Below are 16,477 nucleotides of genomic sequence, written 5' to 3'. Positions count from 1 at the left end.
CTTTTTTGTATTTCTATATCCTTCGTCCCGCATACATTTGTCATTATGAAAAGCAAGAAAACAAAATTCATACTACTGCAAATTCTATTCATGCTGCTCATAATAGGAATGAGTTTATTGCTTTTTTATTTTATCTAACATTAACCTAAAACCAAAATGAATGTTTACAAACCAAAATTTTAAATCGCTTAAATGGTGTTTGCTGATAACCTTTTTACTGGTAAATATTGTTGTAAATGCACAGGAGAGAAAAGTCACCGGAAGGGTCACTTCCAGCGAAGACTTAATGGGGCTCCCCGGTGCCAATGTTTATATCAAGGGCTCTTCGGTTGGAGGATCTGCAGACATGGATGGAAACTATAGTGTAATCGTTTCAGAAAAAAATGCTGTCTTGGTTTTCAATTATGTAGGCTATCAAACTGTCGAAATTCCGTTAGGAAATAAAACTGTCGTAAATGTGAGCCTGAAACCGGATACCAAAAACCTGGACGAAGTAATTGTGGTAGGTTACGGAACCCGCAAAAAGAGCGACATCACAGGATCAGTATCATCTGTAACCGCAAAAGAATTAACCGCTTATCCTACCTTAAGTGCAGAACAGGCTTTACAAGGTCGTGCAGCAGGGGTTTCGGTACAATCCAACAATGGTGGTGAACCGGGTGCCCCCGTAAAAATCAGAGTTCGTGGAGGAACCTCAATCAACGCCAGCGGAGATGCGCTTATTGTAGTCGATGGTTTTGCAGGGGCCTCCATGCCGGCACCTCAGGATATTGCTTCTATCGAAGTTTTAAAAGATGCTTCGGCAACAGCTATCTATGGTTCAAGAGGTTCAAACGGGGTTATTATGGTAACCACCAAAAAAGGAAAACCAGGAAAGCCGGTGATTGAATTCAGTAACTCAACCTCTGTACAATCCGTAAACAACAAACTGGATTTATTAGACGGGGATCAGTTTGTCGCCTACCGAAAAAGTTTTACTACGCATACTTCGGGCGGAGCTAACACAGACTGGCAGGATGTAATTTATCGTGAAGGAATGATTTCGAATTCACAATTATCCTTTTCAGGAGGTTCTGATAAAATCAGATATTATGTATCGGGAAACTATTTCAATCAAAACGGAGTGGTAATCAATTCGGGAATAGACAAATACACTATTGTAAGCAACCTTGAAGCTGATCTATCAGACAAGTTTAAAGTGGGGCTGAATTTATTTCAAAGCAAACAAAACAAACAGGGAATTATCAGCCAGACTGGCGCCGGAGGAACTGGTGCTGCAGGTGTAATTGCAGCTGCGTACCGTTTTATGCCGGATAAAGGAATTTACAATGCCGACGGATCTTATACGACAACCGCTCCAATTGGAGACGATATCGATAATCCCTATGCAACAGCGATGGAAAACATTCTGGAAACAATTTCAATCGTAAACCGAAGCAATTTCTTTGCCTCCTATCAATTCACTAAAGATCTAAACTTTAAAACAACTTTAGGGTTAACTGAAAATAATTCCCAAACCGGAAGGTATATCCCGTCTACTTTAATTGCAGGAAAAAATATTAAAGGAGAAGCTTCTGTAACCAATACCCGATTTTCTTCTATCCTTTCAGAGAATTATTTGACTTTTAAACGTGAGATTATCGAAAAGGGAATTTTAACCGTTTTGGGAGGGTACTCCTATCAAAAAAACAGAAACGAACGTGCTTATGCCGCTTCAAGAGGCTTTTTGACCAATACCAATTCGTTTCATAATCTGGGTGCCGGAACCGTTTACCTAAAACCAGAATCGAGCTTATCAGAAACTGAATTAATTTCTGCTTTCGGAAGGTTAAATTTTGATTACGATGATAAATATTTATTTACGTTTACAGCACGTCGCGACGGTTCGTCAAGCTTTAGTAAAAACTACAAATACGGAACTTTCCCTTCCGGTGCAGTTGGATGGAATATCAGTAAAGAAAACTTCTTAAAAGAGAACAAAACCATTTCTAATCTTAAATTAAGGGCCAGTTATGGAGCAACCGGAAACCCATCAATTGATGCCTACTCTACTTTATCCCGATTTTCCGAAGTTTATGACGTCAGTGGGGATGTAATTGTAAATGCGGTTCAGTTGACTTCATTGGATAATCCCAATTTAAAATGGGAAACCTCATACCAACAGGACTATGGAATTGATTTAGGTTTGTTTGATAACAGAATCAGTCTTACGGCAGATTATTACAAAACCATTACCAAAGATCTGTTGTTCAACAGGCCTCTACCGGGAGTTTCCGGAATTGCTTCACAGCTTCAAAATGTTGGGGAATTAGAAAATAAAGGCTGGGAATTGGGTATTAATTCGAAAAACTTTAGTGGTTCAGATTTTACCTGGTCAACAAGTTTTAATATTTCTTCAAACAAGAACAAGGTGTTGAAACTGGCTGACAACAAAGATCTCTTAATTAACTCTACGCCTGGCCATTTCCTTGCCACAGATTCTCAGATTTTAAGAGTGGGTCAGCCGGTGGGTTCTTTCTTCGGGTTTGTTTACGATGGTGTAATTCAGCAGGGAGAAGCCGTTTTGCCAGGAAATTTTGAAACGATTGCAGGTGGAGAAAAATTCAAAGATGTCAACGGTGACGGGAAATTAGATTCGAATGACAAAACAATCATCGGAAACCCGAATCCCGATTTCATCTTCGGATTAAACAATGATTTCACTTATAAAAATCTGGATTTCAATATCTTCTTTCAGGGTTCAGAAGGCAATCAGATCTTAAATTATACTTTAATGGAACTGGCTTCAGGAAACAACAATGCCACAACAGAAGTTCTGGATGCCTGGACACCAACTCATACAGATACCAATGTGCCTGTAAATGCAGCAAGAACAAAAAGAGTGACGTCAAGGTTTGTTTATGATGCGAGTTACATTCGTTTAAAAAACGTGGCTATCGGGTATAGTTTAGACGATAAAGTGGTTTCAAAAATGGGATTGAGCAAGGTTCGTTTCTACATCAGTGCACAAAACTTATGGACCATTACCCACTATCCGGGATCTGATCCTGAGGTAAATTACTTAAACGATACCAATGCCAGAAGTAATACCAATTTAGGTTTGGATTACGGAAGTTACCCCAATGTGAGAACTTTTACTTTTGGTTTCAATTTAAAATTCTAGTTTAAAAAAAATAAAGTTATGAAACCGCCAGGATTCCAGATTTAAAACAGAATTAAAAATGGCGATTCCATGTTCTAATAAAAATTAAATAGTAACTACACATGAAAAAATATATAGCTTTTCTGTTCCTGGGAATATTTGCTTTTGGATGTTCCGATTTAGAAGAACATCCGGTAGGCGTTATTCGCCCTGAAAACTTCTTCAACAATACAGATGACCTGCAGGCCGCTGTAAATGGAGCTTTTGCCAACATTGCCCATAATAATTATTGGGGAAGAGAATTTACAATCGCACTTATGTTACGCGATGATATGGCCGATATTGGTGACCGGACCACTCAGGCAGCCCGTATCGATGTGAATGACATGAGTATGAACGATACCAATGCACTTGTTGCGAACTTCTGGCCACAATCGTATATCATCATTACAGCAGCCAATCAGGCCATTGCCGGAGCAAAAAAAACACCGGGAGATCCTGCCAAAATAAACGCTATCGTAGCTCAGGCCTACTTTGCAAGAGCTTTTGCTTACTACCATTTGGTTCGGATATTTGGAGATATTCCGTATGTTGATTTTGTGGTAAACGATGTTTCACAAGTCAATTCTTTAAGCAGAATGAAAGAAGCTGATGTATACCCAAAAATCATTGCCGACTTAGAATTTGCAAAACAATGGCTAGAAGATAAACCAAAAGTAAAAGCAGTTCCCGGAAAAGGTACAGCAGCGGGGTATCTGGCATCGGTTTATCTGACTTTAGGAAATTACCAAAAAGCGTATGACGAATCAAAATATGTCATTACAAACGAAGCCAAATTTGGTTTAGGCTTAGATGCTGATTTTCAGGATTTGTTTAACGCTACCAAAACGGCTGCCTTAAAAGAACCTTTGTTTACTATCGATTTTAACAACCTGGTTTCAGGAAATTACGGTCAGGATTATACCGCATTTTTTACAGGATCTTTAAAAGATGACAGTTACAGTTACGGGCAAGGATTCTCAGTGGCGGTTCCGTCATTAAAAGTGTTCAATACCTGGGATCAGAGAGATTACAGAAGAGCAGTAAGTTTTGATACGATTATCAGAAAGAAGACAGGTCCGGGCGGTGCTTTACAAATTTTTCCTTCGAGCGATAATGAAAAAGCCCCACGTCCGCATATTGCTAAATATTTCCGTTTTCCGGGAAAAGCAGGTGCTAACGGAAGAACATCTCAGCACAATTATATCACCATGCGTTTTGCCGAAGTATTGCTAACAGCCGCCGAAGCCTTAAACGAAATTACTCCGGGAACTACAGAAGCTGACGGATATGTTAACAGGGTTCGTGCCAGAGCCAGAAATAAAGCCGGAAAACTCGTTTCTTTTCCTGCGAATGTTACGCCTGGATTATCGAAAGCTGATTTTAGAAAAATGGTTATTGACGAAAGAAGATTAGAACTGGCTTTTGAATATGTAAGATGGTACGACATCAAAAGGCTGAAAAATGGTCCGGAGGTATTTGGTCCGAATGGTCTGGAGCCACACGCCAATTTTGATCCAAATAAGGATTATTTATTTCCGTTACCAGGAACAGAGTTAGCAATCAATCCTAACTTAAAACCGAACAATCCCGGGTATTAAAATAGATTTTTAGATTGTTGGATTATTAGACTCAAAAATCTGCTCAATCACCGTGAAAAAATTTAAACACATAGAAACATAGATTTCATATTTAGAAATTAAAAAAAGAGAATAAAAAGAAACTACTTTCTCACACAGAGCTATGTGTGTTTGTGCAAGTGAAACGCCTTTTTAAATACTCCTGAAAACTATGTTTCTCTGTGTTTAAAATTATGCCCTGCGAAATTTAGATTCCGTTAAAAACAATAATAAGTATGAATAAAGTTAGTAATTTTGCTTTAGTCCTTGGGGTTGCATTGCTGGTAACAGCGTGCAAATCCGGGATTAATTCTACAACAAAAAATACTTCTGTAACAGCAGAAAAACTTCTGGAAACGCGATACAAAATGTTGCTCGATTATCCTGTTGATTCGATGTCAATGCCCAGAAGTATGACCCTCAAAACCAATCAAATCAAAAAAGTTCCTTCAAGAGACTGGACAAGCGGATTCTTTGCCGGAAATCTTTGGCAATTATACCAACTGACAGGCAATGCGGAATATAAGAAACAAGCCGAAAAATGGACGCCTTTCAGCAAAAAAGAAAGTGTAAACCGAGGCTCTCACGATGTTGGATTTAAAGTGTATTGCCCTTATGGCGAAGCTTTAAAAGCCGAAAACAAACAAGAATACAAGGATGTAATTATAAAAGGTGCCGAAACTTTATGCACCCGTTTTGATCCAAAAGTGGGCGCCATCCGCTCTTGGGACTTCAACAAGGAAATTTGGGATTATCCTGTGATTATCGACAACATGATGAATCTCGAATTGCTTTTTGAAGCCACCAAATTATCCGGTAATAAAAAGTATCAGGATATTGCGGTTCAACATGCCAATACCACTTTAAAAAATCAATTTAGGGCAGACAATAGTTGTTATCATGTTATTGATTATAATCCGGCTTCGGGGGCTGTTAGAAAAAAAACGACACTTCAGGGGTATAATGACGATTCCGTTTGGGCACGCGGACAAGGCTGGGCGGTGTATGGATTTACCATGTCGTACCGGTATACCAAAGATCCTGCCTATTTAAAACAAGCCGAAGCAACAGCACAATTTTTCATGACCGATAAAAACCTGCCCGAAGACGGAATTCCGTATTGGGATTTTAGGGATCCTGCTATTCCAAATTCGGCACGTGATGTTTCTGCTGCAACCGTTATGGCTTCTGCTTTATATGAATTATATGGTTATACTAAAAATAAAACGTATCTGGCTTTCGCCGATAAGGTAATCGCAACTTTAGAATCTGATAAATACATTTTAGATCCAAAAATAAATGCACCTTTTATATTCGGCCACAGTACCGGAAACTGGCCAAAACATGACGAAATCGACGAACCTATTATCTATGCCGACTATTATTTTCTGGAAGCATTGTTAAGAAGAAAGTAATTAATAAGGTACAGAGGTTCAGAGGTACAAAGCGACAAAGGTTTTTAGCCTTTGAATGAACCTTTGAGCCTTTGTACCTCTGAACCTTTGAGCCCCTGAACCTTTGCCCCTTTGAACCTCATTTATAATTTATGAAGAACCGACTGTACCACTATAATACATTTTTTATTTTTGCCCTTTTTGTTTTTTTTCAGATTGGTCCGGGCAGCTGTTTTGCCCAGACAAAAATGAATATCAATGACAATTGGCAATATCTGGAAAATCATACTCCCAATCTTAGCGAAGCACAAAAAGCGACCAATTGGATTTCCTTAAATTTACCCCATACCTGGAATGCCGAAGATGCAACCGATCTAAATCCGGGTTACAGACGTGATGCAAGCTGGTATCAAAAAAAGCTGAACATTGCCAAAATTGACCAAAACCAACGCTATTACTTGTATTTCGAAGGATCGAATGTAACCACAAAAGTATATGTAAACGGTAAAGAAGCCGGAGGACATATTGGGGGATACATTGGTTTTACTATTGATATTACCCATTTTATTAAAGAAGGAAACAACGAAATTTTTGTTCGGGTGGATAATAGTTATGATATTGACGTTATTCCGTCCCAAAAAAGCGATTTCTTTATTTATGGCGGCATAACCCGCGATGTCTGGTTCTTGTCTAAATACAAAAATCATATCGACAATCTAAAAATTACAACTCCTGAAGTTTCGGCTAAAAAAGCTTCTTTAAATATTGTGGCGTCAACTGTTAATCCTGAAAATACGGCAGCCTTATCGTTAACGGTAATTCTTAAAGATCCAAAAGGGAAAAAGATTGCCCGTAAAACAATTCCGGTTTTGGATAAAACAACGACCATTACATTTGAAAACCTGAAAAATCCTGAATTATGGGATACCCAAAAACCAAATTTATATCAAGTTACCGCCTTTTTATCAGAGAAAAACCAAATCAGGGACAGCGTAAACGAAAAAGTAGGTTTTAGATGGTTTGAATTTAAAGATCACGGTCCGTTTTATTTAAACGGAAAACGATTATTGATTCGTGGCACACATCGTCATGAAGAACAAGCGGGGGTTGGCGCTGCGATGAGTAATGCACAACATCGTGCCGATATGGAATCGATCAAAAAAATGGGCGCTAATTTTGTTCGTCTTGCACATTATCCGCAAGATCCTGAAATTTATAAAGCCTGCGATGAACTCGGATTATTGGTTTGGGATGAATTGCCCTGGTGTCGTGGCGGGATTGGCGATAAACTGTGGCAGACCAATACCAAAAACATGCTCGAAGAAATCATAAGTCAAAATTACAATCATCCCAGTATTATTATCTGGTCTTTGGGTAATGAAATGAATTGGCTGCCTGATTTTCCTGACGGAGATAATACTGAAAGAACGAATATCTTTTTAACCGAATTGAACGACATCGCCCACAAACTTGATCCAACCCGAAAAACGGCGATTAGAAAGTATTATGAAGGTTCTCAAATTGTCGATGTCTTCTCCCCTTCGATCTGGTCCGGCTGGTATTCGGGAAGCTACAAAAGCTACCAAAAAGCAATTGAAGTTTACAAAAAAGAATACAAGCATTTTATTCACGCTGAATATGGCGGAGACAGTCATGTGGGGCGTCATAGCGAAAATCCAATTACCGGCGAAAACATCATCAAAGCCGAAGGATGGGAAGAAGCTATTGTGCAAACCAAAGTGGCCAATATTGCACAAATTGGCGATTGGAGTGAGAATTATATTGTCGATTTATTTGACTGGCACTTGCATATATCCGAGAATGACCCAACGTTTGTGGGTAATGTTCAATGGGCATTTAAGGATTTTGCAACGCCGTTACGTCCGGAAGATGATATCCCGTACATGAATCAAAAAGGACTGGTTGACCGCAACGGAAATCCAAAAGATGCGTATTATGTTTTTAAAAGTTACTGGAGCGACGAGCCTTTTACCTACATCGAATCGCATACCTGGACAGAACGACAGGGCCCTGAAAATACACCCAGAACTTTGAGCGTTTTTAGCAATTGCCAGAAAGTTACTTTATTTCATCAGGGAAAATCATTGGGACAAAAACAAAGAAACCTTTCGCTTTATCCCGCAAATGGCTTAACTTGGGATGTTAATTTCCTTAAAGGTGAAAACATCCTGATTGCTATTGGAGAAGCAAAAGACGGAAAAAAAGTTTCCGATACGATCAAAGTCAATTACCGTTTCAATAAAAACGACACGGCAACATCTTTACAATTGTCAGCAGAAAAATTAAAAAATGGCCATTATTTAGTGACAGCTATTGCAATTGATAACAATAATTTACGTTGTTTAGATTATGAAGAAAGTGTTTATTTTCAATGTCTGAAAGGTGGAAAAACAATGAAAAGCCAGGGAACTCCAACCGGAAGTGAATCCATAAAAATGGCAAACGGAAAAGCATCAATCGAAGTTGTTCCCGATGGTTCAGGAATTCCGATTGAAATGACGGCATTGAACCAGAGTTTTAAAGGCGAATATTTGAAGATTACGAATTGATTGCAACCTGGATTTAGCTGGCTGGAGTTACGCTGTCAAAGTAGTAAAAAAGCAAAGTTTTTTTACAACAGTTCCTCAGGAACCAAAGATCACACCCGTAGCCGGACAAAGATTTTCCGAGAGCGAATGTCATCCTGAGGAACGAAGGATCACACACGTAAGTCGATAAAGATTTTCCGATAGCAAATGTCATCCTGAGGAACGAAGGATCACACACGTAACCCGACAAAGATTTTCCGATAACGAATGTCATTCTGAGGAACGAAGGATCACACACGTAACCCGACAAAGAATTTCCGATAACGAATGTCATCCTGAGGAACCAAAGATCACACACGTAAGTCGACAAAGATTTTCCGATAGCAAATGTCATCCTGAGGAACGAAGGATCACACACGTAACCCCACAAAGAATTTCCGAGAGCGAATGTCATCCTGAGAAAAGAAGGATCACACGTAACCCGACAAAGATTGGTGAATTGCAGTGCGGAGCTTTTTATACGATCCTACCTACCATAAGATCAAAAAATTGTGTATAAACTAAAAACTCAATTATGAAAAATATAATTTTTTACGGAATTGCTTTAGTACTCTCAGGTTTTGCAACCCACGCACAAGTAACCCTAAATGCAGACGGCCCTGCCGGAGTTGGAACTTATGAATTAATTACAAACGTATTGGCACCCGGCACTGCAAACGGAGCTGTCGAAGCACCAGATGCAATTCATCCCGGTTTTGGTCCGCATATCACAGAAATTTTTGATACAGAGCTAAACAAATATGTTTTTGAATTTCATTCGCACGTGAGCAACACACCTCCGGATAATGAACCTGTCGCGGGAAAAACAGACCGACAGCGTGTTGAAATAAAATCGTATGCCCCTTCTCCCGATAATTTAAAAGGGATTATTGGCGAAACGGTACAATACAAATGGCGTTTTAAAGTCCCTGCCGGATTTAAACCTACGACCAGTTTTACGCACATTCATCAGGTTAAAGCCGTTGATGGCGACGACGATGATCCGCTTTTTACTTTGACATTGAGGAAATTATCCAATGGCGGAACCCGATTAGAACTAATTTACGATAAAGATGCAGCCGCCGCAACCGTAAAATACCAAACCCCAAACCTGGCTTTGTTTGAAGATGTTTGGGTTGAAGCTACAGAAACCATTAAAGTAGGCTTACAGGGAACATACGCAATTACGATAAAAAAGGTAAGTGACGGAACGGTGTTAATGGATTATAATAACCCCAATATTCAAACGATTCGTCCTGCCTATACCTCGCCTACTGGTGTTGTTTATGCTGCAAATTCTTTTATTCGCCCTAAATGGGGAATTTATCGCAGTTTGGCTGATATAGCCAATATGAGAGATGAAGACATGCGCTTTTCGGATTTTAGTATCGATGAATTAACATCTTTATCTGCAAAAGGACATTCGGCCGCTAAGGCTGATATACAATTTCTAAATCCTGTTACAGATAAACTCCAGCTTTCTGAAGCTATTTTGAATCAATACACAGGAATAAGAATCTATGACAATAACGGAAAACAGCTTATTGCTCACGATACCATTTCTGAAAGTGTGAATGTATCGTCTTTAAAATCGGGACTTTATATTGTTAAATTCAGAAAAGAAAACACCTTGTCGAAAGGCATCAAAATGATTAAAAAATAAATTTTACCCATGAAAAAATTAATTACCCTTCTACTTTTTACTTCGGCCTTTATCGGGCAGGCGCAAAACCTGATTTCAAATGTTGCCAATAGAAATACAACTTCTTTAAACGGCGTTTGGAATTACATCGTTGATCCTTACGAAACTGGCTATTACAGTTTTCATCACGACGAATACGACACACAGGAAAAACCTTCAAATGCTGCTTTTTTCAATAATTATCATGCCGTCAACAAACAGGAATTAGTAGAATACGATTTTGATAAATCGCCCAAAATAAACATTCCGGGCGATTGGACTTCGCAGGTTCCGGAACTTAAATATTACGAAGGAAACGTATGGTTTAAGAAATCTTTCGATTATGATGTAAAGGATAAAAAACGCCTTTTTGTGTATTTCGGAGCCATTAATTACAAGGCAGATGTTTATCTGAACGGGAAAAAACTAGGAAGACATGAAGGTGGTTTTACGCCTTTTAATTATGAAATAACTTCAATAGTAAAACCAAAAGACAACTATTTGGTGGTTAAAGCAGACAATACCCGTCATAAAGAAGATGTACCAACGATTAATACAGATTGGTGGAATTATGGCGGAATCACGCGCGACGTGACTTTAATCGAAGAGAATGAATCGTTTGTGGAAGATTACAACATTCAGCTTAAAAAGGGCAATGCCGCTTTGATCTCCGGTTTTGTAAAAATCAACAACTTCAATTCGGCACAAAACGATGTAACCATTTCTATTCCGGAATTAAAAATAAATTACAAAGGAAAAATTAGCGCTGATGGAATGGTAAATTTTGAAATTCCGGCAAAAAAAATCTCGTACTGGTCACCTGAAAACCCAAAATTGTACGACGTCACAATTGATTTCAACGGAGAAAAACTAAAAGACAATATTGGTTTCAGAACGATCGAAACAAAAGAAGATAAAATTCTTTTAAACGGAAAAGAAATCTTTTTACGTGGTATTTCTATTCATGAAGAAAATGCAAAAGGCGGACGTGCCAACTCTGAAGAAGATGCTTTGCGCTTGCTAAACTGGGCCAAAGAACTGGGTTGTAACTATGTTCGTCTGGCTCATTATCCGCATAACGAAAACATTATCAGAACGGCGGACAAAATGGGATTAATGGTTTGGGAAGAAATTCCGGTATACTGGACAGTGGAATTTACCAATAAAAATACCTATAAAAATGCTGAAGATCAATTGACAGCCGCTATTACCAGAGATAAAAACAGAGCTTGTATTATTATCTGGTCGATGGCAAATGAAACTCCTGTATCTGATGCCAGAAATGCTTTCATCAAAAATTTAGTCGATCATACCAAATCTTTAGACAATACCCGATTAATCAGTGCGGCGTTATTGACGCAAAGCGACAGCGCCGGATTTGGTACCATTAATGACGCTATTGGCGAATATTTGGATATTATTTCATTCAATCAATATTTAGGCTGGTATGGCGGAAATCTTGAAAATGCTGAAAAAATCTTCTGGAAAACCAAATACAACAAACCTGTAATCGTTTCTGAATTTGGCGGAGATGCGAAACAAGGTTTGCACGGCGCAAAAAATGAACGCTGGACAGAAGAATTCCAGGAATATTTATACATTCAGAATTTAAAGATGATCGAAAAAATACCTCATCTTAGTGGCTTAAGCCCCTGGATTCTGGTAGATTTCAGATCACCAAGAAGGCTTTTGCCGGAAATTCAGGACGAATACAACCGTAAAGGACTGATCTCAAACGATGGTAATAAAAAGAAAGCCTTTTATATCATGCAGGATTGGTATGCCAAAAAGAAAAAAGAATAATCAAAAGTATTGTGCTATAAAATAAGAAAAAAGGAAAGCTTTCTGTGCCTTTCTAAATTAAATGCAAAACTGTTATCAATTCATTAACAAAAAACAAACTGTAATTATATGATTTTTCTTCATTATTAACTTACTTTGTAGTTATTCTAAAAATTGTAATCCTATGAAAAAATTAAGTTTACTGGCAGTTACTTTATTTGCTGCCTTTACAGTTCAGGCACAAGATGTAGTAAAATTTGCTCCGCTTGATGCAAGTCCGGTTGATATTGCTTATTTTCCAAATAAAGCAGTAAAATTCAAAAAAACAGACAACCCTTCACCATCCATTAAGGTCATTTATTCAAGACCTTCGGCTAAAGGGCGTAACATTTTTGGAGAGTTAATTAAGTTTGGAGAAGTTTGGAGAGTTGGTGCTAACGAAAATACAGAAATCAAATTCTACAAACCGGTAACCATCGACGGTAAAAATATTCCGGCTGGTACTTACAGTTTATTTGCTATTCCTGAAAAAGACAAATGGACGATCATTATCAATAAAGAACTTGATATGTGGGGGAATTATGCTTACGACGAAAGCAAAGACATCGTAAGAGTTTCAGTGCCTGCTAAACCGGTTTCTACTCCAATCGAAGCTTTATCAATTGCTTTTACCGCACAAGGTGCTGTAGCAAATTTGGTCATTGGATGGGACAAAACAACCGTTGAATTGCCTATTACAATTAAATAAGGTTTACCATTAAAACGAAATAAAAAAGACACTAAAATAAAATTAGTGTCTTTTTTTTATGCCTTTTTTTGAATTAACTTCTTTCAAATCGAAATGATTCCCATTACCATAGCGGTTTTTACGGCTTCTGTTGTATTGGCGACTTTCATTTTCTCAATAATATTTTGCCTGTGACGACGAACGGTGTATACGGAAATATGGAGTTGTACCGCAATTTGTGAACTATTACTTCCCTTTGCAACAAGAGTAAGGATTTCGAGTTCCCGTTTGGAAAGTAATGTTTGTTCGTAATGTTTGTATTTTTCGACCGCAATAACTTCACCGGTTTCAATATTTACTATTTTTCCATCAATTCCCAAACGTGGCTGCGTATCTGCCGAAGGCGCATAAAGGCATAATGCCAGCCAGACGCTTCCGTTGCTAAAACTTTTCAGGTAAATCGTCCGGTGATGAATGTAAGCACAATCTTCAATGGTATTTTGAGTGCGAATTCTACTGGAAGTACTATATTTATGGTATTCCTGACAGGGCAAACTTTTGAGATACTGAAAATAATTCAATTCTAATATATGGCGCTCGATTAGATCATCGGGATGAATTTTGGTAAAAATACATTCTTCGAAAGCCGAATCGATCACGGAGTTTTCAGAAGGCAAGCCAAATACCTTTCCGAAATTACCTGCAAAAATATAACTGCAATCGGCCTGAAAATCAGATAACACAGCGACACACTGATCAAGGCTCACATAACCGGCAACCCATTGTTTGAAGGTTTCTATGTCATGGCATTCGCCAATCGAAAATGTTTGTTCTAATAAAGTGGCCGATAATTGGTTCCCGACGGAGACATTTGACATAAACAGGATTAAAAATGGTTAATTTTAAGTATTGTGGCTTCTGGAAAGCAGCGGTATTTTTGATAAACTAAAATATCATTTTTCTATTAAAAAAAAGCATTTTATGAAATCAAAAATTTATGTTTTCGGGATTTTATCGGGAATAGCCTTATTATCAGCCTGTGGAAACAATAATCAGAAAGAAACACCATTGGAAACTTCAAAAAGTAAAACCACTGCCGATTCAGCCTTTGTAAACGGCACCCCTTGCGATCTTAAAATCTCAGGAATTCATTTTACAAAATCGGTTAACGGTGCCGATACTTTGGCGAAAGCCGGTGAGAACGGTAAAGTAATTTTTCGTGCAGGAAAAAAGAAAGATTATTTTGCTGACCCAAATGGCGAATTATCCAACAATACTGCTCCTATTCTTTTATCAAAAGTAGATAACACAAAACCTTTTACACTGATTTCAAAAGTAACACCCCAATTTACCCCAAAAGGGTTGTATAATGCAGGTGTTTTATATATCTATGTGAATGATAACTTTTATCAGAAATTTTGCTTTGAACAGGACGAACGCGGTAATCATCGTGTGGTAACGGTACGTACTATTGGTACCTCTGACGATAATAATCACGATGTAGTAAAAAGCCCGGCGATTTATATGAAAATATCCTCTGATACCCGAACAGTGGCGAGTTATTATTCTTTAGATAAAAAGAACTGGCAAATGGTTCGTTTGTATCAAAACAATTATCCTAAAACAATCTGGATGGGAATTAGTACACAATGTCCTGTAGACAAAGGCACTCAAAGTATTTTTGAGGAAATTAGCCTGGATCAGCATAGTGTTACCGATTTTCGAATGGGAAATTAGAAAAAAAAAGAGTTAAAGGTATATGCTAAACCTTTAACTCTATTATATGCTATAGAAATACTATTTTCTTATTCCTTCAGTGTTAAAAAATAATTCAATTTAGATTTGATCTTTTCGCGGTTATTGTCCAGTAGAAATATCTTATCAGGAGTTTTGGCTGTGTAGCCATAATAAATCTGACCGGCTTGGGATTTATCATAATTCAGCACATAGATTGTTCCATCCGGATCTTTTTCTAATCCTCTTTCCAGATTATAATTTCCTTTCTCTACGAACTTTTTCTCAGGTTTTTTGCCTTTATAGATACTCGTAAGTTCAAATTTATGACTCTCTATTGTGCCATCACCCTGATAAATTTTTAATACCGTTTCACTTCCTTCACAATCTGCGCATGGCAATACACCTTCGTACACCGTTACTTTTCCCAAAATACTTTCTGTATTTTCATTGTCTAATGTTTCTAAGGGCGCTTGAACAGTTTCTCCTTTTTTATTAGAATTACAAGATAACAACTGAAAAATAACAATAAATAATAATACTAACTTTTTCATGACATTATAGTTTTAATTCTATAAATATAAGAATATTCTTTTAATAATATTTTTAGTTTAAATATTTTTCTTAAAAAATTAAAAACGCATCATCATAAAATAAAGAACTATATTGATTTATTTTATGCTTTCTGATCCTTTTCTTGTTCTTTCTGATCATCAATTATTATTTTTTGCATTTGTATGATTTATAGGATGCAATTTTGTATTTTTATCTGTAGCAAAATAAATTTATATCTAATTTAAATAAAACTACATGGGAAAATTTGTAATTACTAAAAGAACCAATGGTGAATTCCAATTTAATTTAAAAGCAGGTAACGGTCAGACCATTCTAACGAGTGAAGGATATACCACAAAAGCAGCCTGCACTAACGGAATCGAATCTGTAAAGACAAATTCACAGGATGATAACCGTTTTGACAGAAAAGAATCCAGCAACGGAAAACCGTATTTTAATTTAAAAGCCACTAATGGTCAGATTATTGGCTCAAGCGAAATGTACGAAAGTGTATCAGCAAGAGAAAACGGAATCGAATCAGTAAAGAAAAATGCTCCCGATGCTACTGTTGATGATCAGACCGTTTAAGTAAAATTATAATATTAAAAATCGGGATTTTAAAAAGTTCCGATTTTTTTATGCCTCCTTATTAAAATAATATTACTCCTATAAAGCCTGTTTAGCCTGAATCAACTTTCGATTAAAATACAAAAATTATTATGGCAAAAAATGACCTTTACACTTTTAAAAATAATCCTGGTTACGACGGTAAAAAATTTAACCCGGAGAAAGCTATTGCAATATTAAATGAAAACAAGTATTTTAAAATCAAAAATTAAGCGTAATAATTTAGAAGAATATGCAGGTGCTTATTTTAGAGATGATACCTCGCAAATTATTAATTCTTTGAATGCAGAAGGCAAGTGCGCATTATTTGGAATACAAAAAGAAGATGGAATTTACACCATCATTGGCAGGAAAGATGTTTATTATTCTACTGTTTTAGGCACGATTGGAGAAATACCATTAAATGACTTTTCTGATATTTTACACCATAATGCATTAAAAAAAGGTAAAGAAGGAATCTTTGAATTTATAGCTATAAAAGACAAAGAAAGTCCCGTTTGGTTGTATAACAAATCCACAATGAATGCGCTTTGGAATATTATTCTATGGATGAATCCATAATATACGAAATCTTGTCAAGGAAGTATTG

At 37.2% G+C, this 16,477-nt stretch carries 12 protein-coding genes; 10 read left to right on the top strand and 2 right to left on the bottom strand.

All coding sequences use genetic code 11. The annotated features are described in order from the left end of the window. Positions 1-160: 160 nt before the first annotated feature. From ACHRWY_RS15395 to ACHRWY_RS15365, 7 genes are all read left to right on the top strand, one after another. Positions 161-3,163: a SusC/RagA family TonB-linked outer membrane protein gene (locus ACHRWY_RS15395; RefSeq protein ID WP_395355830.1), complete on the top strand. Its 3,003-nt coding sequence runs from the start codon at positions 161-163 to the stop codon at positions 3,161-3,163. Between the two features lie 101 nt (positions 3,164-3,264). Continuing rightward, positions 3,265-4,782: a RagB/SusD family nutrient uptake outer membrane protein gene (locus ACHRWY_RS15390; protein ID WP_395355829.1), complete on the top strand. Its 1,518-nt coding sequence runs from the start codon at positions 3,265-3,267 to the stop codon at positions 4,780-4,782. A 254-nt stretch (positions 4,783-5,036) separates the two neighbouring features. Then, on the top strand, positions 5,037-6,215 hold the full coding sequence (locus ACHRWY_RS15385; RefSeq protein WP_395355827.1) for a glycoside hydrolase family 88 protein: 1,179 nt from the start codon (positions 5,037-5,039) through the stop codon (positions 6,213-6,215). A 131-nt stretch (positions 6,216-6,346) separates the two neighbouring features. After that, the gene (locus ACHRWY_RS15380; RefSeq protein ID WP_395355826.1) at positions 6,347-8,764 is read left to right on the top strand and encodes a glycoside hydrolase family 2 TIM barrel-domain containing protein; all 2,418 of its coding nucleotides are present in this window, start codon (positions 6,347-6,349) and stop codon (positions 8,762-8,764) included. Positions 8,765-9,317: 553 nt separating this feature from the next. Continuing rightward, positions 9,318-10,445, top strand: a complete 1,128-nt coding sequence (locus tag ACHRWY_RS15375) for a T9SS type A sorting domain-containing protein (protein WP_395355825.1) — start codon at positions 9,318-9,320, stop codon at positions 10,443-10,445. Positions 10,446-10,454: 9 nt separating this feature from the next. Then, positions 10,455-12,266: a glycoside hydrolase family 2 protein gene (locus ACHRWY_RS15370; RefSeq protein WP_395355824.1), complete on the top strand. Its 1,812-nt coding sequence runs from the start codon at positions 10,455-10,457 to the stop codon at positions 12,264-12,266. Between the two features lie 163 nt (positions 12,267-12,429). Beyond that, positions 12,430-12,993, top strand: a complete 564-nt coding sequence (locus tag ACHRWY_RS15365; RefSeq protein WP_395355822.1) for a DUF2911 domain-containing protein — start codon at positions 12,430-12,432, stop codon at positions 12,991-12,993. Positions 12,994-13,076: 83 nt separating this feature from the next. On the opposite strand, the gene ACHRWY_RS15360 is transcribed toward ACHRWY_RS15365, so the two are convergent. Beyond that, the gene (locus tag ACHRWY_RS15360) at positions 13,077-13,850 is read right to left on the bottom strand and encodes a response regulator transcription factor (protein WP_395355820.1); all 774 of its coding nucleotides are present in this window, start codon (positions 13,848-13,850) and stop codon (positions 13,077-13,079) included. A gap of 103 nt (positions 13,851-13,953) precedes the next feature. On the opposite strand from ACHRWY_RS15360, the gene ACHRWY_RS15355 reads away from it, so the two are divergent. Continuing rightward, positions 13,954-14,709 carry a DUF1349 domain-containing protein gene (locus ACHRWY_RS15355; protein ID WP_395355818.1) on the top strand — a complete coding sequence of 252 codons (756 nt, stop codon included), beginning with the start codon at positions 13,954-13,956 and terminating at the stop codon, positions 14,707-14,709. Between the two features lie 68 nt (positions 14,710-14,777). Here ACHRWY_RS15355 and ACHRWY_RS15350 read toward each other — a convergent pair whose 3' ends face one another. Further along, positions 14,778-15,260: a copper resistance protein NlpE N-terminal domain-containing protein gene (locus tag ACHRWY_RS15350; protein ID WP_395355817.1), complete on the bottom strand. Its 483-nt coding sequence runs from the start codon at positions 15,258-15,260 to the stop codon at positions 14,778-14,780. A 256-nt stretch (positions 15,261-15,516) separates the two neighbouring features. Between ACHRWY_RS15350 and ACHRWY_RS15345 the strand changes: the two genes are divergently transcribed. Further along, a complete protein-coding gene (locus tag ACHRWY_RS15345) occupies positions 15,517-15,849 on the top strand; it encodes a YegP family protein (protein WP_395355815.1) in 333 nt (110 codons plus the stop codon). 219 nt (positions 15,850-16,068) lie between these two features. Beyond that, positions 16,069-16,449 (top strand): hypothetical protein, encoded by a 381-nt coding sequence (locus tag ACHRWY_RS15340; RefSeq protein ID WP_395355814.1) that lies wholly within the window; start codon positions 16,069-16,071, stop codon positions 16,447-16,449. Positions 16,450-16,477: the final 28 nt, after the last annotated feature.

Source organism: Flavobacterium sp. FlaQc-48 (assembly GCF_044007335.1).
Taxonomy (GTDB): Bacteria; Bacteroidota; Bacteroidia; order Flavobacteriales; family Flavobacteriaceae; genus Flavobacterium.
Note: the sequence above shows the minus strand (reverse complement) of the source record. Positions and strands in the feature narration are given on the sequence as shown.